Source organism: Bifidobacterium sp. ESL0763, assembly GCF_029433395.1.
GTDB lineage: Bacteria > Actinomycetota > Actinomycetes > Actinomycetales > Bifidobacteriaceae > Bifidobacterium.
Genome location: NZ_JAQTHW010000001.1, coordinates 37,240 through 58,751 on the forward strand (window position 1 = coordinate 37,240; position 21,512 = coordinate 58,751).

Consider the following 21,512-nt stretch of genomic DNA (forward strand, 5'->3'; position numbering starts at 1 on the left):
AGAAGACGCACACACTAACTCGAGATGTAAAAATCGACCCTTGGAAAATCAAGGGTCTTTTTTTGATTCGCGGGTTAGTGTGTGCGGGTATCTTGGAACCATGAGCAAACGGACGGCAGACGAGACGCACGAAATCGCGAGAAGCGGCATCGACGGCGGAGCAACAGACACGAGCAGCCAGGCCGAGACCGGCCACCTGCTGGGCGCCGGCGACATCCGCCGCATCGCCGACGAGGCCGGCATCAGCCCGACCAAGAAATTCGGACAGAACTTCGTCATCGACCCCGGCACCGTGCGCCGCATCGTGCGCGAGGCGGACGCGGACGCCGGCACCACCGTGCTTGAGGTCGGCCCGGGGCTGGGCTCGCTGACCCTGGCGCTGCTGGAGACCGGCGCGAACGTGACCGCGGTCGAGATCGATCCGGCCCTGGCCGAGCGCCTGCCGCAGACCGTCGCGCAGTTCATGCCCGAGGCCGTCGGCCGGCTCACCGTCGTCCAGGCCGACGCCCTGAGCCTGAGCCCCGAGACGCTGCCGCAATTCGCGCCAGATCCGCACGGCGCCAACCCCTTCACGCTCGTCTCGAACCTGCCCTATAACGTGGCCACGCCCATCGTGCTCACCCTGCTCGAGCGGTTCCGCAACCTCAGCCATTTCCTCGTGATGGTGCAGAAGGAGGTGGCCGACAGGCTCGTCGCCACACCGGGCACGAAGATCTACGGGGCGCCAAGCGTGAAGCTGGCGTGGTACGGCCGCGCCGAGCGCGCCGGGCTCGTGGGGCGAAACGTGTTCTGGCCGGCGCCGAACGTCGATTCCGCGCTGGTCTCGTTCACACGCGACCGGGACGCAGAAGGTGAGGAACCAGGCGAGAACGCCTCGGACGCCAATCGAGAGAAGGTGTTCGAGCTCATCGACGCCGCGTTCGGCCAGCGGCGCAAGACCCTGCACGCCGCCCTGAAGAAGCTGGTGCCGACCGAGGCCTTCCAGGCCGCCGGAATCGACCCGAAAAGACGCGGCGAGACGCTGACCATCGACGAATTCACGGCGCTGGCCAACGCGGCCGGCCAAGCCACCGCCTGAGCGCGGACGCGGTCAGCCGATCGGAACAATCAAGCCGATCAGGCCGACTGAATGGCACCATCGGTAAGCCAAGCCGACACCGGGTTCGTCCGTCCGCCGAATCGACCGGCGACGCGACCGTCCAACCGGCCCGCGTCGCCGCCATCGCCGCGTCACGCTCTCAGGCTAAAGTTAGGGTCGTCGATATTTCGCCAAGACCTTGCGCGCTGGGCGCCGATGGCAGGCACGAGTTGACGGGAATGTGAAGGTATGCCGGAGTATATGGATGAACGCGAGGCCCGCAGACAGTATGTGCGCCATCGCCAGACCCGAGTGATCCTCACCACGATCGCGGCGATGGTGGTCGTGCTGATCATCGCGCTGCTGATGTTCTTCCACGTCTTCGGCATCGGCATCAAGAAGACCACCGCCGCGGAGCCGAACTTCGGAGCCACCTCGGTGTGCGCGCCGGTCGACCAGTCGGGCGCGCCAGCCAAGTACCCGCAGAACACCGAGGTCAAGATCCGCGTGCTCAACGGCACCAAGTTCGTCGGCTTCGCGAAGGCCGTGGGCGAGGCGCTGAGCAACCGCCATTTCACGGTGACCAACGTGAGCAACTACACCAGCCAGAAAATCGAGCGCACGACCATCTATTACGGCGTCAACTCCATCGACGAGGCCTACACGCTCAATTCGAACTTCAATGACGCGAAGATGGTGATGGACAACCGGCAGGACAAGCTCGTCGACGTCATCGTGGGCGCCACCTTCAACGACCTGAACGGCAAGAAGCACGTGCCGGCGCCGGGCACCAAGATCAAGAACATCCAAGGCTGCACCCCGCTCAAGAAGGTCAATACGGCGAAGCTGCCCCAGGCCATCGCGCACGACGCCGCGTGAGGCGTACGCCTGAGCGCAGGCGTACGAACAAAGAACGCAGAAAGCCGCCGAACTCCAATCGGGTTCGGCGGCTTTTCCATACACTCCATATCTATTGCGCTGCCAACGGGGCCAGCTCGTCAGAAACGCAAGAGCCTTCGCCTAACGGAACGCGGCCTCAGGCGATGCCTTCCTCGGCGGCCCAGCGCTTGAGCTCGACCACGGCAGTCTCGTGGTCGGCGGGGCCGTGGTCGAGGCGGAAATCGAGCATGTGCTTGTAGGCGCGGCCGACGGCGGGGCCGGGGCGGACGCCGAGGATGTCGATGATCTCGTTGCCGTTGAGGTCGGGGCGGATCGCGTCGAAGTCCTCCTTCTTCTTCAGCTCGCGCACGCGGTCCTCCATCTCGTCCATCGCCGAGGAGAACATCAGGGCCTTGCGCTTGTTCTGCGTGGTGGCGTCGGCGCGGGTCAGGCGGTTGAGGCGCTCGTAGAGCCGGCCGGAATCCTTGACATAACGGCGCACGGCGGAATCGGTCCAGGGCTCGTCGACGTAGCCGTGGAAGCGCAGGTGCAGGCTCACCAGCTCGCTGACGTCGTGGATGAGGTGGTGGTCGAAACGCAGCGCCTTCATCCGCTTGCGCACCATCTTCGCGCCGACCACGTCGTGGTGGTGGAAGCTGACCTTGCCGTGCGGCTCGAAGCGGCGGGTGGCGGGCTTGCCGATGTCGTGCAGCAGCGCGGCCAGGCGCAGGGTGAGGTCGGGTGCGGGCACGGGGCCGTCGGGGCCGGTCTCCAGCGCGATCGCGCGGTCGAGCACCATCAGCGTGTGCTCGTAGACGTCCTTGTGGCGGTGGTGCTCGTCGATCTCGAGCTTCAGCGCGGGGATCTCGGGCAGCACGATGTCGGCCAGGCCGGAGTCCACCAGCGCCTCGACGCCCTCGTGCGGACGCTCGGAAAGCAGCAGCTTGGTGATCTCGTCGCGGATGCGCTCGGCGGAGACGATGCGGATGCGCTCGACCATGTCGGTGATGGCCTCGGCGGTGTCCGGCTCGATGCGGAAGCCGAGCTGGGCGACGAAACGGACGGCGCGCATCATGCGCAGCGGGTCGTCCTCGAAGGATTGGCGCGGGTCGACGGGGGTGCGCAGGACGCCCTTGGCGATGTCGCCGGCGCCGCCGAACGGGTCGACGAACTCGAGGTCGGGCACGCGCAGGGCCATCGCGTTGACGGTGAAATCGCGCCGCGAGAGGTCGCCTTCCAGCGAGTCGCCATAGCTCACCTCGGGCTTGCGCGAGTCCGGATCGTATTGGTCGGAACGGTAGGTGGTCACCTCCACCTTCACCTCGGTGCCGTCGGGCCTGCGCCGCATCGCGCCGAGCGTGCCGAACTTGCGGCCCATATCCCAGAAGCCGTCGTGGCCGAAGCGCTTGAGGATCGGTTCGAACTGCTCGGGCCGCGCGGAGGTGCAGAAGTCGAGGTCGTGGCTGCTGCGATGCAGCAACAGGTCGCGCACCGGTCCGCCGACCAGCGAGAGCTCATAGCCCCGCTCGGCGAACATCCGTCCCAGCTCGATGGCCTCGGGCCACACCTCAAACTCCACGACTTGCCTCCAACGTCCAAAATTTACGCCATGACCAGCATACCGTCACCGTTGCCCCCATCGGCCGGGCGCCGGTTGCCGCTGGGCGGAAGCCGGAAACGGCCCTCCTTATTTTCTTATCGTCCCGCCCCTCCTGTCAGAAATCGGACAATCCTGCGAGAAAACGTATATTTTTACCGTCGAAAACATACGAAAACTAGCGGGATTGACCGATTACTGACCGGAAAACGGTGGCGAGGACCGGCAAATGCAATGAGAGTGCACCGAGATGATGGCCATTACTCTACCTGCACATCGGTCTGAGTAAGGTTGGAACCATGATAACGCCCGCAGACCTGGCCCGCTTGATGGCCAATGCCTCGGGCGACCATGCCCAAAACGGCGGCGACGGCGGGACGGGCGACACCGGCGAGCGCCTGAACGCCCCGGAACACCAGCGTTCCGGCACCAGCGAGGCAACGGATACCACGGACGCGGCAAACGAACCGTCTCCTACCGCATCGATGGCAACAAGCGCGACGAACGCGACCTCTACTACAGGTGCAGCCGCACCGCCGGATGTCCCCCACCGTTTCACTCCGAACGACCTCGCCAAGGCGGCGAACGAAGCGGCGGAGGATGCCGGCAAGACGGCGACGGTCACGGCGCACGCCGGGATTGCTTCGGTGGCGTCCGCCATCAACGCGGTTCACCAGGCAGCACACGCAACGGCTATGAGCAATGCCCGCAACACCGAAGGTTCCGCCAATACCAGTGGCGCAGATGCCATGGATGATTCCGGCAACAACGGTGACGGCCACGATATCGGAGCATCTGACGACGCCCGAGATGCCAACGATACCAACGACATCAACGACCCAACCGGTCAGGCGGATGCGGCCCGAACGGAGGATACGCACGGGCGGGGCAGCGCGGACGGCGCGACAGTGGCACCCGGAAACGCGGCAGACGCGGCAACGGAAAACGGTCACCGGCCCGTCACGCCGGCGGTCATCCGTCAGATGATGGCGACGACCAAGACCACAAATGTTTATGACTCCGGCGAGCCGATGAAACAGCGGCAAGGCAACGGCACCCGCGATGCCACTGAATACACCAGCATCGCCCACGTCGCGCGTTTCACTCGCGTCGAACACATCGGACGAGTCGAGCGCGGCCGGCATTTCATCAAACCCGACGGCGGCCCGACACCCAAGATGATGCCCCTGCACCGCCACGGCAACCGCCCCACGAAATTCGCGACGCTGCAGATGCAGGAGTTCCCGGTCGTGCGCGAGTATTCCGCCGGCGGACTAATCTTCGACGAACACCAGCGCGTCGCCATCATCGCGCGCCACTCGCGCAGCGGCCATATCGAATGGTGCCTGCCGAAGGGCCATATCGAAAAGGGCGAGACCCCGGAGCAGACCGCGGTGCGCGAGGTGCACGAGGAGACCGGCATCCTGGGCGAGGTGATCGACTCCATCGCCACCATCGACTACTGGTTCACGGGCACCGAGGAGCGCATCCACAAGCTGGTGCACCACTTCGCGCTGCGCCAGATCGGCGGCGAGCTGAGCGTGGAGGGCGACCCCGACCACGAGGCCGAGGACGCCGATTGGGTAGACTTTAAGGACTTGAACAGCGTGCTGAGCTATCCTAATGAACGCAAGATCGCATGGCTCTACTCGAAGAAACTGAACAGGCAGGCAAAAGGTTGACGTCACACTCCCACCCTTGCGCGTCCGGCGGCCCCGGCGCGCACCCGCGGCCGCGCACACCGTTTCGCCGTCTGAAGGCCTTTGCGACCGGCGCGGTGACGCTGCTGTGCGCCTTCGGCACGCTTCTGGCTCCGGCGGCGGCGAATGCGATGCCCGAACCCGCGCCAGTCACGCAGGGCACCAACGTGCGGCACAACGAGGCGCAGGCCCCCGCGGCCACCATCTCCATCACCGAGGAGACCAGCGTGGTGACGGCCGGCTCCGGCTACCATCTCAAGGCCGAGGTGCGCAATACCAGCGGCAAGGCCCTGGCGGCGGGCGCGCTCGACGTGGCCACCAACAGCTTCTATACTTTCGTCTCGCGCACCGATATCCAGCAGTGGGCCGACGGGGACTCGCGCATCACGGTGCCCAACGAGATCGGGCGGACGAACGTGCCGGCCCTGGCCAAGGGCGCCTCCACCACCGTCTCCATCGACGTCAACGCCGACAATCCCGCGCTCGCCCAGATGGTGAGCTGGGGGCCGAAGCCCGTGCGCGTGAGCTATGGGCCCGCGGACGCCCCGCAGTCGGGCAGGGGCGGCGACGCGATGGACGAGAACTACGCCACCACGCATACCTTCTTCACCCGTTCGACGGACGGGCTCAACACCGCCGACACCCCGGCCATGAACATCACCATCGCGATGCCGCTGACCAGCGACGCCTGGCACGTCGACGACTCGGCCCTGAAATCGCTGATGCGCACCGGCCAGATCAGCGAGAAGGCCGACGGCGGGACCGGTAGCGCGGATGTGGCCGATAATCAGGCCACCCTCAACGCGCTGCTCAAGGCCGGCGACGCGAAGTCCGACAAATCCGGGAAAACCGACAAATCGCAGGCGGCCAACGACAAAACCGGCAAGGCCGACAAGCTGGGGCACTCGCTCAGCCAGCTGATCGCCAAGCATCCACAGCTGCAGGTGGTCACCGATCCGACCTACGCACAGACGCTGGCGATGCCCCCGAAGTCCAGCGGCATCATGCAGCCCGGCGCCTTCGACATCAACGCCTACACCGCGATCGGCGACGCCGGCGCCTACGAGAAGGCGGGGCTGGGCGCGCAATCCTGGAGCGAGGCCACGGCGGTCGCGCAATACCGCAGCGCCCTCAACGACAAGAACGCCAAGCCAACGAGCTATGCCTGGCAGGCCGACGGCAACTCCACGCTGGAATCGCTGGCCAACGCCAAGCGGCAGGGCTATGGCACCGTCATCGACGCCACCGGGTCGACGGGATCCGGCGCCGGCCTCGACGACACGACCCACACCGGCAAGTTCGACGTGCCCACCGACGCCGGCGACGTCACCGTGCTGAGCGCGCAGAGCGAGCTGAGCCGGCTGGCGCAGGGCAAGGCGACCGACAGGGCCGCGGACGGCGAACGCAGCACGGCGGGCAGGCTCGCCAGGTTCATGGCCCAGAGCGCGTTCTACCAGATGGAACGGCCGTACGCCTCGCGCGACCTGCTGGTCTGCCTCTCACAGGATTCCACGGATTCGCTCGGCGAGATCGACGACACCGACGGCCTGATGCGCGCCGTCGAGCAGGCCCCGTGGCTCTCGCTCAAGGACCTCGGCACGCTTTCCGGCAGCGAGGCACGTCTCGGCGGCGCGGGCGCGGCCCGGGCATTGGCGGGCTCGACCGGACTGCACGCCCAGGCGCTGGCGAAGACCAAGGCCACCCTGGCCTCGTTGGCCGCCTCGCGCAACGACATCGCCAGGTTCGGCAGCTCCGTGCTCACCACGCCGGCGACCGCTTCGACGGATGACGGCGCGAAGGCCTCCGGTGACGGCAATGACGGCAGCGGCAATGGCAAGGCCAGCGATACAACCGGCAAGACGGCCAAAAACAACAAAACCGATAACGATACCGGCAACAGCAAAACCGAAACCGGCAAAACCGAAACCACCGACGCTGGCAACAAAGCCAACTCAAATAGCAAGGCCGGCGGCAACGCCACCCCCGGCAGCGATTCCGGCGACGCCCAGTCCCTCGCCCGCCAGGACGCCGACGCCACCGCGCGGCATTCGAAGGACGGCTGCACCTGGTTCAACGCGATCATGAACCTGCACGACGCCATCGCCCTGCACGCCCTCTCCTCCGACGACGCCACGGCCCAGCGCATGGACGCGAGCGCCCGGAGCCTCGCCTCCCAGCTGCTCGACGGCGTCTCGCTGACCCCCTCCGAATCCATCACCGTGGTGAGCGAATCGGCGCAGATGCCGGTGACCGTGAGCAACAGCCACCCCTACCCGGTGAAGGTGCGGATCTCCTCGATCACCAATTCCATGGAGGTCGCCACCTCGCGCTTCGCCACCGTGGAGGTGCCGGCCCGCAGCGAGACCCAGACCACCTTCCATGTGCGCGTCTCCACCTCGGGCAGCGCCACCGCGCACCTGCAGCTGCTCGACCGAAACGGCGACGCGTTCTCCGCCCCGCAATCCACCCGCATCACCGGCACCCTGCGCCTGAGCGACATGAGCGGCATCGTCTTCGTGGTCATCGCGCTCCTGCTCGGCGTATTCGGCCTGTGGCGCCAATTCCATCGCGTAAAGGATCCCGACGAATGAGTTCTTCAGTAGGCCACAACTCCCTGGTGATGGCCGTGGGGACGGCGGCATCGCGCGTGACCGGCCAGGTCCGCACCATCCTGCTCGCCGCCGCCTTGGGCACCACCGGCCTCGCCGCCAACGCCTACCAGGCCGGCTCCACCCTGCCGCAGGTCGTCTTCACGCTGGTCTCGGGCGGCATCTTCAACGCCGTGCTCGTCCCCCAGATCGTGCGCACGCTCAAGGCCAAGGACGCCGAGGACCGGCTCAACAAGCTCATCACCTTCGCCATCATCCTGCTGCTCGGCGTCACCGCGCTCATCGGCTTGCTCACCCCGCTGCTCGTACGCCTCTACGTCAACAGCAGCGAGGACATGCTGGCGCTGACCACCTCGTTCACCCTCTGGTGCGTGCCGCAGATCTTCTTCTATGGTCTCTACACCCTGCTCGGCCAGATCCTCGCCGCGAAGGACCATTTCGGCACCTACGCATGGAGCTCGGTGGGCGCCAACGTGATCAGCTGCATCGGCCTGACCGCGTTCATCGTGGTGTTCGGCCGCGCCAGCCACCAGCCGCTCGACTATTGGACCACCGGCAAGATCGCGCTCACCGCGGGCACCTGGACGCTGGGCGTCGCCTTCCAGGCCCTCATCCTCTTCGCGCCGCTGACCCGCATCGGCTTGCGCTACCGGCCGAGCTGGGGCATCCACGGCATCGGCCTGCGCTCGATGGGCTCCGTGGCGGCCTGGGGCGTGGGCATCGTGGTCATCGACCAGATCGCCAACGTCATCTACCAGCGCGTGCTCACCAGCATCCCCGGCCGGGCCATGGCGCAGCTGCATATCAGCGAGTTCGACGTGGCCGGCAACGCCAGCTACCAGAACGCCAACACCATCGACCTGCTGCCCTATTCGCTTATCGCGGTGTCGGTGGCGACGGCCGTCTTCCCCAAGATCGCGCAGGCCATCGCCGACCGTGACGTCGACTCCGCCCGCGCCGACCTGAGCCAGTCGTGGCGCAACGTGTGGCTGATGATGTGCTTCTTTACCGTCGCCTTCGTGGTCATGCCCGTGCCGATCACCCTGGCGCTGCTGCCGTCAATCAGCGTCAAGGAGGCGGTGCTCATCGCGGGGCCGCTGATGTTCCTGTCGCTCGGGCTGCCGTTCTCCTCCACCTATCTGATCGTGCAGCGAACGTTCTACGCCTTCGAGGACGGCTTCCATCCCTTCCTTTTCATCGCGGTGCAGTCGGGTATCCAGGTGGTGCTGCTGCTGGCCGGCACCCTCGTCATCTCGCCGTTCAACTGGGCCTCGCTCACCGCCTTCGTGCTCTCCGCCAGCTATGTGCTGTCATACCCGATGCTGTTCGCGATGCTGCGCAGGCGTTTCAACGGCACGCTTGACGGGCGTAGAATCGGGACTACGTTTGTCAAAGGAATTATCGCTTCGGCCATCGCGATAATCGGCGGTCTCGTCATGCGCCATCCGACGTATGCGCTGTTCCGCGCCGACATCGAGACCGGCACCGGCGTGCGAGGAGGGCACATGAACTGGTTCCAGGCGGTTGGCACCTGCGTGGTGCTCACCATCATCATCCTGCTGCTCTATGTGGGCACGCTCTCGATCCTGCGCACCCGCGAGCTGGCCACGTTCGTCGACGGGGTGGCGGCCCGCTTCGGACGCGTCGCGCCGGCGGAGCCCGACATGGCGAACATGGCCGACCAGCCGGCGGCCGCGAACCAGGGTTCCAGCCTGTTCGACGGCGATATGCGTCCCGATGGATCCTCTGATCTCAACGCTTCCGACGACTTCGGCGAGACCGGCGAGCCTGCCGATGGCATCGATGCCGACGATTCTGCGCCGATGCCCATCGACGTCCAAGGCGTGAGCATCCCGCGCAACGCCCCCGCACGCCACCACGCCGAAGTGCCGGTCGACCCGTTGGAGGCCAAGGTGCGCAAGGCGGCCGCAGGCCCGGTGTCGGAGGAATCCGAGGACGCGCTGAAGCAGGCTCTGGATACCGACGTGCCGGATGTCCAGTTCCCCGCGTTCCCCTCGCTGGACGAAGACGATCTCTCGCTTGACTGGCCCAGGCCGAATCCCGTGGTCGACGACAGCGCCGATTTCTCCTATCCGCTGGAGCCGACCGAACCCGTGCGGCAGACCCACCCCAGGGATCTCATCAGCCCGCAGGGAGCCCGGCACGGCGCCGACACCCGCGAGGCGAACGGCGCGAACGGCCGAGTTCCGCTCCCCAGCCGGCCCCAGAGCCAACCGCAAACCCAGGACCAGACCCAGACCCAAAACCGCTCCGAGCGCCGGGATCGGCAGCCCGACGCCGGGCCCGGGAACGCCGCCGCCCACGACCCGCACGACCTGGGCTGGCTCACCCCGGAAGCCCTGCATCTGCCCGCCGATTTCGACGACGGCTTCGATCCCTCGGCGCCCGCCAGGCACGGCGCCGAATAGCGCGAGGCGACGCGCGCACGGCATCGCCGTACACCTTTTCACAAAACCTTGCCAGAACAGCGGGCCCCAGGGATACCCGCACGGATAGAATGAGAACGGCGAAAGCGACCGTTCGCTCGCCGGACCATCCAACCCCACGAAGTAGAGACCACCATGAAGCCACAGCTCGGAGACATCATCAGCAACCGCTATACGTTGGTGTCGCTGTTGCGCAGCGTTCCCGGCCTCGAGGCGTGGAAGGTCAACGACCGCATGCTGGCGCGCGACTGCCAGATCTTCATCGTTACCGACAGGACCGTGTTCGCCGGCTTCGAGGCGATTTCCTCGTCACTGGTCCTTTCGCGCAACACGCATTTCACCAAGGTCAACCAGATGAAGCACTCGGGCGAGGTGCCCCTGCTCATCACCCGGCTCGACGAGGGTCTGAGCCTCAACGCCTACCTCGGCGGGGAAAGCAAGCGCAAGCTGGACTACGAGGCCATGCGCTCCATCGTCGGCGAGACGGCCACCGCCCTGCAGTTCCTGCTCGATGACGACCTGGAGTTCAACGCGCTGAGCACCGACATCGTGCGCATCACCCCGGCGGGCGTCCAGATTGCGGACGCGCCGCTCGTCGGCCTGCTCAAGAACACCGCGAAGACGCCGAAGATGGCGCCCGAGGAAATCGCCGTCCACCAGATCGCCGCGCTGCTCTACGCGATGGTGACCGGCCAGCGGACCGGTGCCATCAACGGCTACGACCTTTCGGCGCTGGGGGAGAAGGTGCCCGAGGAGTTCCACGTCATCTGCGAACGCGGCCTGACGGTGAGCTACAGCAACGACAAGCCGACGATTCCCATGGTCTCGCTGGCCGAGCTCATAGCGCTGCTGGGCGACTGGAAGCCGGTGGCGGAGCTGGACAAGTCCGAGATCGATCTGCCGAGCGTCGACGGGCCCGCCTCCATCAGCAGGGTGGCGCTGCGCCGCAGCGACCGCGCCGCGATCGTCGCGTTCCCGGAGGGGCTGGTGCAGAGCCAGGCCCAGTTCAGGGCGAGCAAGGGCGCCGGTGCGGGGGCCGCCGTGGCAGGTGCGGCCATGGCCGGCGGCAACGCCAACCGCGGGCGTAAAGGTACCGCGGGGCACGGCGATGACGGCAACGCGAACGTTGACCGGAACGGCGGCAACGCCGTCAACGGCAAGAGCAATGGCTCGCAGGGCCAGGGCGCTCGGAATGTCAATAACGCCAACCGTCCCGGTGACCGTGGGCAGACCGCGTCCGTACCGATGGCCAATGGCGACGGTCGCGCGGCGGCTCCGGCCGGCAACGCCAGCCAGGCCAATGGCGACAACGACGCGAACGCCGGCACCGCATCGAACGCTTCCAACGAATCCCAGGCGCACCAGCCAGCCGACAAGTCCAGGAAGTGGTGGGGCAAGCCGCGCAACCACGAGCACAAGCCGGCACGGCGCGACGACGCGAGCATGGACCTGCACGACCTGACGGCCGCGGAGATGGCGGACGTCTTCAAGTCCTTCGATTCCACCGCCGACGACTCGATCTTCCCCGATTTCGCGCAGTCGCCGGACATGGGCACGACCACCAATCCGACCATGCAGTTCGACTTCTCCACCCGCGTCGGCGACGGCGCCCCCGAAGACGACCTGGACGAGCAGGAGGTCAACAGCCACCAGTTCGAGGCCACCGGCCGCATCCCCATGATGGACGAGAACGGCATGGAGATCCTGCCCGGCGACGAGTCGGCCAGGGCGCTCGAGGCCGAACGGGAGGCCATCGAGGAAGCGAACCCCGTAACGCCGCCGAGCTTCACTCCGAAGTCCTCGCCGGCCCCGCGCAAGGAGCCCAAGGACATCGCCGACGCCCGGCTCTTCGGCAGGTTCACCACCAAGATGGTGGCTATCGTCGCCGTGGTGGTCCTCATCGTCGCAGCCCTCGGCGTGGCGGTCTACGCGCTGTCCAACAAGCCCGGCAAGGACCATTCGTCCTCCGTGTCGAACCCATGGCCCGACATGAACGTCGACAAGGTCCCGTTCGGCGGCGACGCCGATTCCAACGGCAGCAACGGAGGCAACGGCGGCTCGAAGAGTGGCGACAAGGCGAAGAGCGGCCAGCACAAGGCCAAGTCGCACGCCAAGGACGGCAAGGCCGGCACCTCCGACAAGCGCTCCAAGTCCGTGCCGAAACCGGCCGCGCCGGCGAACAGCACCCCGTTCGACATCGACAAGCAGGAGTTCCTCACCAATCCCGCGGGCCAGCAGGGCTACGGCTACTACATGCACCTGAGCCAGCCGCAGGACGTCTACCGCTTCGTGGTCAGGATCCGCTCCTCGGGCGGCAACGCCTTCCTGATCGCCGGCTCGAACCACGACCCCACGCAGGGCCAGCAGGTCGCGCAGTTCAGCTTCGACGCCAGCGGCACCACCGACGTCAAGCTCAAGAAGAAGGTGAACACGCAGGACTTCATCCTGTGGGTCCCCGCCTCGTCGCTGCCCAACAACCAGCTCTATATTGAAAAGGTACAGTTCTTCTAAGGCGCAGGCGAGCACGGCCGCCGGGCGGGAGGCGAGACGATGACGACAAGTGACGAACGCCGACATCGGCGTCGCCGGCTCGCGTTGGCGGCCGCGGTCGCGTTCGCTTTGGGCTGCGTCCTGTTCGTACTTAGCGTGATCGACCCGACGTTCGTCTTCTTCGGCGTCGCCGTGACGGCGAGGACCGGCGGGACGGCCGCGTTCGTGTTCTGGCTGCTCACCATCGCCCTCTTCCTGCTTTCGGTGGGGCTGCTGGTGGCATATCTCGCGATTCGCGCGCCCAGACGGGCCCGCGTGATCTTCGGCAAGGTCTGTGCCGTGCTGGCCATCATCACCATGGTGCTGCTCATCTACCAGGTGTGGTGGGTCTTCTGGTCCTTCCAGAACGCCACCGGCGGCGTCAGCGGCTATTACCGGCTGGAACCAGCAAGCCCGCGCGGCTGCCACGTGGTCGTCGCCCAATCGCCGTCCGCACGCCACGACGACCTCTACCTGCAGCGCCCGTTCTCGCCGGCCATCCATTACTTCCATTCGACGGGCGACGACAGGAATCTGGACGTGCGATGGAAAGGCGATCGGGCCTACGTCACCGCGGCACCGACGATAAGCAACCTCAACCGCCAACAGCCGTACCAACGACCCGCCGACATCACCGTCGTCTCCCCTCAGTGCCGCTGAAACGTCTTTGTATCCGCCTCGGGGCAATACCAGGCCTCCTGCCGCCAACCGTGACGAAGCGGTGGCGATTTAGCGGCGGCCATACCGCCGGCTCGGCCCATGAACTAGAGTTTTCGTACGGCTCGCCTCACGCGGGCGACACCATAATCGAAGCATAAGAAGGATCGGCAATGCCAACTGTCAACAACGACATGCAACAAGGCGGCTCGAAGGTCATCAAAAGCGACCCGTGGATGGATTCCTACGCCGCCCGGGCCGACAACATGCGCGCCTCCGAGATCCGCGCCCTCTTCGCCACGGCCTCGCGTCCGGACGTCGTCTCGCTGGCCGGCGGCATGCCCTATCTCGACTACCTGCCGTTCAAGGAGCTTTCCGAGCTCATCGGCAAGATGCTGCTCGACAAGGGCGACGTGGCCTGGCAGTATGGCTCGGCGCAGGGCGACCCTCATCTGCGCGAGGACGTGCTGCAGATCATGGCGCTCGAGGGCATCAAGGACGTGCAGCCCGACGACGTGGTCATCTCCAACGGCTCGCAGAACGCCATCGACCTGGTCACGCGCATCATGTGCGACCCGGGCGACGTGGTGATCACGGAGGCCCCGAACTACGTGGGTGCGCTGGGCGTTTTCGCCTCCTTCCAGGTCGAGGTGGTCAACGCGATGACCGACGCCGACGGCCTGATCCCCGAGTCATTCGAGGAGACCATCGTCGCGGCCAAGAAGGCCGGCAAGAAGGTTAAGTTCCTTTACACCGTACCCAATTTCCACAACCCCGCCGGCGTGACCATGAGCGTGGAGCGCCGCCCGCGCATCCTCGAGATCGCGCGCCGCCACCATGTGCTGGTGGTGGAGGACAACCCTTATGGCCTGCTCGGTTTCGACGGCCAGACCTACCCGGCGCTGCGCTCGATGGACGCCGAGAACGTGGTCTACCTCTCCAGCTTCTCCAAGATCATCGCGCCGGGCATGCGCATCGCGTGGATCGTGGCGCCCACCGGCATCCGCAAGAAGCTCATCCTGGCCAACGAGGCATCGATCCTCTGCCCGCCGAACATGAGCCAGATGACCATCACCACCTACCTCGACAACTTCGACTGGAAGAAGCAGATCAGCCAGTACCGCGGCATGTACAAGGAGCGCTGCGACACCATGGACGCGGCGCTGAAGAAGTACCTGCCATACTGCTCTTGGAACAAGCCCAAGGGCGGCTTCTACATCTGGCTGAAGATCCCGGAGGGGCTCAATTCCAAGGAGATGCTGCCGCGTGCCATCACCGCCAAGGTCGCTTACGTGGCCGGCACCGGCTTCTACCTCGACGGCAGCGGCACGCACCATATGCGCCTGTCGTTCTGCTACCCGACCCCGGAGAAGATCACCATCGGCATCCAGCGCCTGGCGGGCGTGATGAACAACGAGCTGAAGACCGCCGAGCTCTTCGGCCAGGCGGGCGTCGAGGCCGCCGGCAACGGCGATTCGGCTGCGGACGGCCACAACGGAAAGCACTGAGAGGGCAATCATGGCAAAGCACATCAGGAACACCAAACCCCAAGCCAAGGCGAAGGACAGCACGCCCATCGACCGCGCGGCCACCAAGGTGCTGGTCATCTGCGGGGGCATGAGCCACGAGCGCGACGTGTCGCTCGCCAGCGGCCACCGCGTCGGCGGCTACCTCGAGACGGCCGGCTTCGACGTCCGCTTCCACGACATGGACGACGACCTGCTGCCCTATCTGGGCTCGCCCAAGACCCGCCCCGACATCGTCTGGCCGCTGCTGCACGGGGCCAACGGCGAGGACGGTTCCATCCGCGACATCCTCGAGATGGAGGGGCTGCCCTATATCGGCTCGCGCGCCAAGGCCTCGCGCACCGCCTGGAGCAAGCCGATCGCCAAGAACGTGGTGCGCAAGCTCGGCGGGCTCTCCACGCCCTATTCGGTCACGCTGCCGGAGTCGATGTTCCGCGAGCTCGGCGCCAAGAAGGTGGTGGACCTGCTGGTCTCCTCGCTCAAGCTGCCGCTTTTCGTCAAGCCGACGATGGGCGGGTCGGCGATGGGCTGCACCCGCGTCGACAAGGCCTCGCAGCTGCCGCAGGCCATGGTGGACTGCTTCGCGTACGGTGACGTGGCGCTGGTGGAGCGGGCCGTCATCGGCACCGAGATCTCGGTCTCCGTGCTCGAGATCGACGGCGAGCCGCTGGCGCTGCCTCCGCTGGAAGTCTCCACGCCCGACGGCGACTACGACTACGAGGCCCGCACCACGCCGGGGCCCACGGACTTCTACGTGCCCGCCCGCCTGCCGGAGGAGACGCTCAAGGCCGCGCAGGACGCCGCCCTGGCCGCCCACCACACGCTGGGCCTGCGCGACATCTCCCGCACCGACTTCATCGTCGACGCCGACGGCACCCCGCAGTTCCTGGAATCGAACGTGGCCCCGGGCATGACCGCCACCTCGCAGCTGCCGCAGGCCGCGGTGGCCGCCGGACACCATCTGCCCGACCTCTACTCCCAGCTGGTCGAATCGGTTATCCGCCAGCATCGCGCCGAGTAGCGACCAACACCCACACGTCACCGGCCCGAACATGGCGATATCTTGAAATTCCGCCATTTTCGGGCCGGTGACGTCGTCTCAGCGGCTTGTTTATGGCGCAAGTCCTGATTCACAGCCCCAGCTGCGCGCGGGACGGCACGCACAGGACGATGACGGCGACCAGCACCACCACCATGGCCGCGCCATAGACCAGCATCCGCACCGTGAGCGTCCGCCTGCGCAGCGCCGGCACACCGCGCGCCAGCAGCCAGGTGAGCGCCAGACCGACGAGGAAGCCGCCCACATGCGCCTGCCACGCCACGTTCGGCGTGATCAGCGGCATCGCGAAGTTGATGGCCATGAAGACGACCATCGAGCGGATGTCCTCGCCCGAGCGGCGGAAGACGACGAGCACCGCCGCGAACAGCCCGAACAGCGCGCCGGACGCCCCGTAGGCCGACATCGCCCAGTTGCCGACCAGCCGGCAGTAGACCACCAGCCCCGCGGCGCCGCCCAGCCCGGAGATGAGGTAGAGCGCCAGGAAATGCCAGTGGCCCATCAGCTTCTCGAGGAACGGCCCGATCGAGAGCAGCGCGAGCATGTTGAAGAGCACGTGGAGGACCGAGGGGGCGTGCAGGAACATCGAGGTGAGCCAGGTCCACGGCTTCACCACCGCCAGCGCCGGGATCATGGCGCCGTTGCTGAGCAGCGCCTCGAACGCGGAGGGCGCGGCGTAGCGAAGGACGATCTCGACCAGCCACATCGCCACGCACAGGCAGATGATGGCCCATGTGAGCACCGGACCGCCGAGGATCCATTGCGTTTTCAGGTCGCCCCTCCGGCCCCTGAGGTTGATTCGCCCACCAAAATTCGCCATTACCTCAGGATAGCGCACACACTAACTCGATATACGAAAACAAAACCGCCATTTTCCGCGGCTCCGATTTCGAATACCACGGTTAGTGTGTGCGCCGTCGGGCTTTCCCTGGCCCTTCCACCCAATCGTCACAAAAAATCGGCTACGATGGGAGTACGTTGGTTTGAACGTACAAGCCAACTCGTTCTGGAAAGGAGCCGTCATGGAGAACAAGTCTTCTAACGGTTGGAAGTTCTTTGCGCTGCTCTTCGGTGGTCTGCTCGCCGCGGTCGTCGGTCTCTATATGTACAAGCAGCAGAACCCCGACTACGATCCGTGGGAGGAGCCTTGGGCGAACAGCTCTTCGCCGGTCAATCTCGACCTCGAGAAGGACGCCGAGCCTACGGCCGACGAGGGCCCGCAAGCCGCAACCGCCTGATTCGTCTCATGCGCAACGCATGAACCAAGGGGACTGGCCGATGGCTGGTCCCCTTTTTGCTATGCCTTCGCGGCCGGTCGCATCGAATCGGCCGATGCGTCAAAAAGCACGAAAACGGGATCGAAAATCTGCTTTTCGACGCATTGAACTGGTTGCTTGCGTCGAAAAGCACGAAATCAGGGTCAAAAACCTGCTTTTCGACGCATCTTCGAATCGCGAGGCAGCCGGGCAGCCCGACGGCGGAGTCCGCGAGCGGGCATGCGCCATATACAATGACGGTATGGCAGCGATACGGGAACAGGACATCTCAAAGGGCATGGCCGCGCTCGACCAGTGGCGCAAGGCGGCGGACGGGCATCGCGGCGAACCGGCGGAGCGGCGCCTCGCGTTCTCACCGCAGGACCTGCCGCGCAACACCTGGGCGATGGCGGTGCGATATTCGCTCTACCTTTTGGAGAACAAGGCCCCCGGGCCCGGCGTGGAGGTGCGCATCGCGCCTTGGGGCGCCGTCAAGATCCTGGACGGCCCGGAATCCGACCCGCACAACCTCACCCCGCCGGACGTCATCGAACTGGACCCGGACGTGTGGCTGCGCCTGGCGTGCGGGCTGACCTCATGGGCGGAGGAGAAGGACGCCGGCCGCATCAGCGCGGTGGGCGAGCGCGACGACCTGAGCGCGCTGCTCCCGCTGGATTGAGGGCGGCGCCTGAGCCAGCCTCCGGAACTCTGGACCCGTCTTATTGACGTCAGCGCCATCCCTTGTCGAAACGAGCCGAACCCGCCACCCCGACACCCGGAACCCCACAGGCCAGAGACCGACGTCGCGTCGGCACAACACCATCACCCCGGAAGCTCGAAGTCCATTTCATCGATGCCATATGCCCCGCCAAAGCGATATGGAACGTCATACCGACAGCCGTTTCATTGGCCTCAGTACGCACCCTTGCCAAAGCAGATCCGAAACCGTCGCGCCGAAATCCGTCTCATCGGCGCTCCACGGCCTCGTCGGAGCGAGCTGGAATCTGTCTTATTGATGCCACACGACCTTTGCCGAAGCATGCCGAAACAGCAGCATCAGGACCCATCGCATCGGAACCCGGCGCTCACACCTTGAAGTCGAGGCCCATGCGCTTGGAGAGCCAGCGTGCGAACCACGAGATCGCGTAGTTGATGAGCACGTAGATGATCGAGGTGACCAGGTAGACGGGCAGCAGGCTGTTGTAGTTGGCGATGACCACCTTGGTGTTCTGCATCATCTCGGGGTAGGTCACCACGTAGCCGAAGGTCGTGTCCTTGACCACCACCACGAGCTGGGCGACCATGGTCGGCACCACGATGCGGAACATCTGCGGCAGGATGACGGAACGGTAGATCTGCCAGCGGGTGAGGCCCAGCGAGTAGGCGGCCTCCTTCTGCCCGAGCGGCACCGCCTCGACGCCGGAGCGGAAGACCTCGGCCAGCACGGCCGAAGCGTAGCTCGCCACGGGGATGACCACCATCCAGTAGGTGCTCAGGTGGATGCCGAACTGCGCCGGCACGAGGAAGAAGAAGTAGATGAAGAGCAGGGTGGGCGTGCCGCGCACGAACTCGATGACGGCGGTGGCCAGCCAGCGGATCGGCGCGAAGCCCGACATGCGCCCGAACATCAGCACCAGGCCGCACACCAGCCCGATCACGCCGGCGCCGAACGCCGCGCGCAGGGTGCCGACCAGCCCCATGCCCAGGAATCCCCAGACCTTCGGGTCGGCGAAGAGCTCCCAATACATCGGGTCGAACTGGCCGTTGATATAGAGGCGGTAGCCCACCCACGCGAGCAGCGCCACCAGCGCCAGCGCGGCGACGGCGGTGCCCAGCGCGATGCGGCGGCGGGTGCGCGGCCCGCCGGCCTCGAAGAGCGCGGCCTCGGTGGGGCTCAGCGAATGCGAACTCATCGACATAGCGCCACCTTCCTTTCGAGGAACCGGCCGATCGCGGCGATCACCAGGCCCGTGCACACATAGAAGAGCGCGGCCACCACGAAGGTGGGGATGCCCAGCGCGTCCTTGGTGTTGATCTGGTTGACCAGGCCGGTCAGCTCGGTGTGGGCCAACGGCACCATCGCGCCGGTCGAGGAGCTGACGATGACCGAGATGAAGAGCGTGACCATCGGCTGCACCACGGTGCGCAGCGCCTGCGGCATGATGATGGAGGAGACGATGTCGAAGAAGGTGAGGCCCAGCGAGCGGGCGGCCTCCACCTGGCCCGGGTCGATGGCGTTGATGCCGCTGCGCAGGTTGTCGCAGCCGAACGCCGAGGCGACGAGGATGAGCGTGACGATGACGCTGGGCTCGTAGTCGATGACCACGCCGATTTCGGGCAGCGCGAAGACGATGAAGATGAGTAGCGCGAGCACCGGGATGTTGCGGAAGACCTCGACGTAGAACGAGACCGCGGCGCGCAGCGGGGGGATGGGGCTCACGCGCAGCATGGTGAGCACGAACGCGAGCACGAGCCCGCCGATAAACGAGATCACGCCGATGCGCAGCGCCACCCCGTAGCTGGAGACGTACTGCCAGCCGTAGTGCGCGAGGAGGTAGGCCAGCGACCCCCATAATGACTGATGCTCGGCCATATCCACCTTCTTCACCATTCCTGTCGCGATGTGCCGTGCGCGGGTCGGCCCCGTTGGCTGGCCCGCGGCCCTAGTACAGTCTTCCATCACCCTACGCCACGCGTGTTTCGCGCCGGAGACAATGTTCCGCAAATCACAGAACAGATGCGGGTCCCGGATACGGACGACCAGCCGAGAATCCGCGTTCGGCGACGATGCGCCGATCCCGGCCCGGCACCGATGACCCACGTCGTACGGCATTGCCCAACGGCACGCCAGCCGGTGCGGCATCCGACCCCGGCCAACAAGCCAACCACCGTCCGCAAGTACGCGAATGGCGCCGCCGCCCTTGCGAGACGACGGCGCCACAGGATTGCGGATCGTAGGTACTTGGCCTACTTCTGCCGCTCGTCGATGGCGGGCGGAGTCGGCACCTTGGTGACGCCGGTACGATTGCCCACAGTGATCTTCCACAGCTTGGCCCACGTACCGTCGGCCTCGATCTTCTTCAGCCACGCGTTGACGAACGCGGCGCCGTCGGAATCCTTGGGCAGGCCGATGCCGTACTCGTCCTTGTCGCCGAAGGGCTTGCCGGCGACCTTGAGCAGCTTGGGCTCCTTGGCCACGTCGCCCAGCACGAGCGACTCGTCGACCACGTAGGCGTCGATGCGGCCCTGCTTGAGCGCCTGCACGAGCTCGGCGTCGGTCTGGAACTCCTGCGCGCTGGCCTTGGGCGCGAACTTCTTGACGACGGCCGGGCCGGTGGAGCCCGCCTGCACGCCGACCTTCTTGCCGGCCAGGTCGCCCACGGAGTTGATGGTCTTGTTGGTGGACTTGACCAGGATGGCCTGCTGGCTGGTCAGGTAGGGGCCCGCGAAGTCGATCTTCTGCTGGCGCGCCGGGTTGATGGAATAGGTGGCGAACACCGTGTCGACGGTGCCGTTCTGCAGCACGGCCTCGCGGGTGGAGGAGTCGACCACGCTCACGGAGGTCTTGGCGTCGCCGAGGATGTAGCGGGCGAGCAGTTGGGAGAGGCCCGCGTCGAAGCCGCGCACCTTGTTGTCGTCCGGGCTCTGCAGCGAGAAGAGGGTGGAGGACTTCACGCCGCCCACCTTGAGCACGCCCGCGGCCTTGACGGACTTGGCCCACTTGTTGGCGTCGACGCTCGAGGCACTCGCGACCTCGCCCGAGTTGACGAGCTTCTCATAGGCCTTGGTGTCGAGCGGCTTGCCCGTGGCCTGCGTGGCGTTCGCGCCCTTGGACGGCGACGAGCTGGGGGCGCCGCATCCCGAAAGCGCCATGCCCAACGCGGCGATCGTGGCCAACAGGCCGAACGCGGTCCTTTTCCTAGTTTTCGAAAGCACCATGTGCCCTCCTTCGTGTTCTTCTTGTCGTCGCGGAGCCGGCATGGCGCCGAACCCGCCTGTTCACAGGTTGTGGCGCGTGCGTCCAGCCACCTTGCCAGGCACGGTATCGGATACGATCGGCACGACCCGACCGGCCCCAAGGAAAGCGCGGCTGGACCCGCGCACCGGTGGTGGTTCAAGTCTAAACGCCGGAGACACCACGGTCCGCGAAAATTCATCCTATGGGATATCGCCGTTG

The 21,512-nt window shown here is 65.9% G+C and carries 16 protein-coding genes; 11 read left to right on the forward strand and 5 right to left on the reverse strand.

What is annotated here, in order from left to right:
• Positions 1 to 100 precede the first annotated feature (100 nt).
• Both rsmA and PT282_RS00125 read left to right on the forward strand, forming a co-directional pair.
• On the forward strand, positions 101 to 1,078 hold the full coding sequence (gene rsmA / locus PT282_RS00120; protein WP_277167543.1) for a 16S rRNA (adenine(1518)-N(6)/adenine(1519)-N(6))-dimethyltransferase RsmA: 978 nt from the start codon (positions 101 to 103) through the stop codon (positions 1,076 to 1,078).
• Positions 1,079 to 1,327: 249 nt separating this feature from the next.
• Positions 1,328 to 1,957, forward strand: a complete 630-nt coding sequence (locus PT282_RS00125) for a LytR C-terminal domain-containing protein (protein WP_374114113.1) — start codon at positions 1,328 to 1,330, stop codon at positions 1,955 to 1,957.
• Between the two features lie 157 nt (positions 1,958 to 2,114).
• Here PT282_RS00125 and PT282_RS00130 read toward each other — a convergent pair whose 3' ends face one another.
• Positions 2,115 to 3,536 (reverse strand): CCA tRNA nucleotidyltransferase, encoded by a 1,422-nt coding sequence (locus PT282_RS00130; protein WP_277167545.1) that lies wholly within the window; start codon positions 3,534 to 3,536, stop codon positions 2,115 to 2,117.
• Between the two features lie 767 nt (positions 3,537 to 4,303).
• Here PT282_RS00130 and PT282_RS00135 point away from each other — a divergent pair.
• From PT282_RS00135 to PT282_RS00165, 7 genes are all read left to right on the forward strand, one after another.
• Positions 4,304 to 5,236 (forward strand): NUDIX hydrolase, encoded by a 933-nt coding sequence (locus tag PT282_RS00135; protein WP_374114117.1) that lies wholly within the window; start codon positions 4,304 to 4,306, stop codon positions 5,234 to 5,236.
• Positions 5,237 to 5,331: 95 nt separating this feature from the next.
• Entirely contained in the window at positions 5,332 to 7,845 is a 2,514-nt protein-coding gene (locus tag PT282_RS00140; RefSeq protein WP_277167546.1) for a DUF6049 family protein, read from the forward strand.
• On the forward strand, positions 7,842 to 10,292 hold the full coding sequence (locus tag PT282_RS00145; RefSeq protein ID WP_277167548.1) for a murein biosynthesis integral membrane protein MurJ: 2,451 nt from the start codon (positions 7,842 to 7,844) through the stop codon (positions 10,290 to 10,292). The genes PT282_RS00140 and PT282_RS00145 overlap by 4 nt, the downstream gene beginning before the upstream one ends.
• 153 nt (positions 10,293 to 10,445) lie before the next feature.
• Positions 10,446 to 12,821, forward strand: a complete 2,376-nt coding sequence (locus tag PT282_RS00150; protein ID WP_277167550.1) for a hypothetical protein — start codon at positions 10,446 to 10,448, stop codon at positions 12,819 to 12,821.
• 135 nt (positions 12,822 to 12,956) lie between these two features.
• Complete coding sequence (locus tag PT282_RS00155) at positions 12,957 to 13,499, forward strand: hypothetical protein (protein WP_277167553.1); 543 nt, start codon at positions 12,957 to 12,959, stop codon at positions 13,497 to 13,499.
• 170 nt (positions 13,500 to 13,669) lie between these two features.
• A complete protein-coding gene (locus PT282_RS00160; protein ID WP_277167555.1) occupies positions 13,670 to 15,004 on the forward strand; it encodes a PLP-dependent aminotransferase family protein in 1,335 nt (444 codons plus the stop codon).
• A gap of 10 nt (positions 15,005 to 15,014) precedes the next feature.
• Entirely contained in the window at positions 15,015 to 16,043 is a 1,029-nt protein-coding gene (locus PT282_RS00165; RefSeq protein WP_277167556.1) for an ATP-grasp domain-containing protein, read from the forward strand.
• Positions 16,044 to 16,152: 109 nt separating this feature from the next.
• Here the strand turns inward: PT282_RS00165 and PT282_RS00170 are convergent, their stop codons facing one another.
• A complete protein-coding gene (locus PT282_RS00170) occupies positions 16,153 to 16,899 on the reverse strand; it encodes a rhomboid family intramembrane serine protease (protein WP_277167557.1) in 747 nt (248 codons plus the stop codon).
• Positions 16,900 to 17,101: 202 nt separating this feature from the next.
• On the opposite strand from PT282_RS00170, the gene PT282_RS00175 reads away from it, so the two are divergent.
• Both PT282_RS00175 and PT282_RS00180 read left to right on the forward strand, forming a co-directional pair.
• Complete coding sequence (locus PT282_RS00175; protein ID WP_277167558.1) at positions 17,102 to 17,317, forward strand: hypothetical protein; 216 nt, start codon at positions 17,102 to 17,104, stop codon at positions 17,315 to 17,317.
• A 280-nt stretch (positions 17,318 to 17,597) separates the two neighbouring features.
• On the forward strand, positions 17,598 to 18,014 hold the full coding sequence (locus tag PT282_RS00180) for a sterol carrier family protein (protein ID WP_277167559.1): 417 nt from the start codon (positions 17,598 to 17,600) through the stop codon (positions 18,012 to 18,014).
• Between the two features lie 406 nt (positions 18,015 to 18,420).
• Here PT282_RS00180 and PT282_RS00185 read toward each other — a convergent pair whose 3' ends face one another.
• The 3 genes from PT282_RS00185 to PT282_RS00195 form a co-directional block, all read right to left on the reverse strand.
• A complete protein-coding gene (locus PT282_RS00185; protein WP_277167561.1) occupies positions 18,421 to 19,248 on the reverse strand; it encodes an amino acid ABC transporter permease in 828 nt (275 codons plus the stop codon).
• Complete coding sequence (locus PT282_RS00190; protein WP_277167563.1) at positions 19,245 to 19,928, reverse strand: amino acid ABC transporter permease; 684 nt, start codon at positions 19,926 to 19,928, stop codon at positions 19,245 to 19,247. The genes PT282_RS00185 and PT282_RS00190 overlap by 4 nt, the downstream gene beginning before the upstream one ends.
• Before the next feature lie 374 nt (positions 19,929 to 20,302).
• Positions 20,303 to 21,274, reverse strand: coding sequence for a glutamate ABC transporter substrate-binding protein (locus PT282_RS00195; RefSeq protein WP_277167564.1), 972 nt, complete (start codon positions 21,272 to 21,274; stop codon positions 20,303 to 20,305).
• Between the last annotated feature and the right edge of the window lie 238 nt (positions 21,275 to 21,512).

Bases quoted from the DNA above. Each gene is read 5' to 3' on its own strand.
- rsmA (WP_277167543.1), top strand. From the start codon at position 101: ATGAGCAAACGGACGGCAGACGAGACGCACGAAATCGCGAGAAGCGGC.
- PT282_RS00125 (WP_374114113.1), top strand. From the start codon at position 1,328: ATGCCGGAGTATATGGATGAACGCGAGGCCCGCAGACAGTATGTGCGC.
- PT282_RS00135 (WP_374114117.1), top strand. From the start codon at position 4,304: ATGGATGATTCCGGCAACAACGGTGACGGCCACGATATCGGAGCATCT.
- PT282_RS00145 (WP_277167548.1), top strand. From the start codon at position 7,842: ATGAGTTCTTCAGTAGGCCACAACTCCCTGGTGATGGCCGTGGGGACG.
- PT282_RS00150 (WP_277167550.1), top strand. From the start codon at position 10,446: ATGAAGCCACAGCTCGGAGACATCATCAGCAACCGCTATACGTTGGTG.
- PT282_RS00160 (WP_277167555.1), top strand. From the start codon at position 13,670: ATGCCAACTGTCAACAACGACATGCAACAAGGCGGCTCGAAGGTCATC.
- PT282_RS00165 (WP_277167556.1), top strand. From the start codon at position 15,015: ATGGCAAAGCACATCAGGAACACCAAACCCCAAGCCAAGGCGAAGGAC.
- PT282_RS00170 (WP_277167557.1), bottom strand. From the start codon at position 16,899: ATGGCGAATTTTGGTGGGCGAATCAACCTCAGGGGCCGGAGGGGCGAC.
- PT282_RS00175 (WP_277167558.1), top strand. From the start codon at position 17,102: ATGGAGAACAAGTCTTCTAACGGTTGGAAGTTCTTTGCGCTGCTCTTC.
- PT282_RS00180 (WP_277167559.1), top strand. From the start codon at position 17,598: ATGGCAGCGATACGGGAACAGGACATCTCAAAGGGCATGGCCGCGCTC.
- PT282_RS00185 (WP_277167561.1), bottom strand. From the start codon at position 19,248: ATGAGTTCGCATTCGCTGAGCCCCACCGAGGCCGCGCTCTTCGAGGCC.
- PT282_RS00190 (WP_277167563.1), bottom strand. From the start codon at position 19,928: ATGGCCGAGCATCAGTCATTATGGGGGTCGCTGGCCTACCTCCTCGCG.
- PT282_RS00195 (WP_277167564.1), bottom strand. From the start codon at position 21,274: ATGGTGCTTTCGAAAACTAGGAAAAGGACCGCGTTCGGCCTGTTGGCC.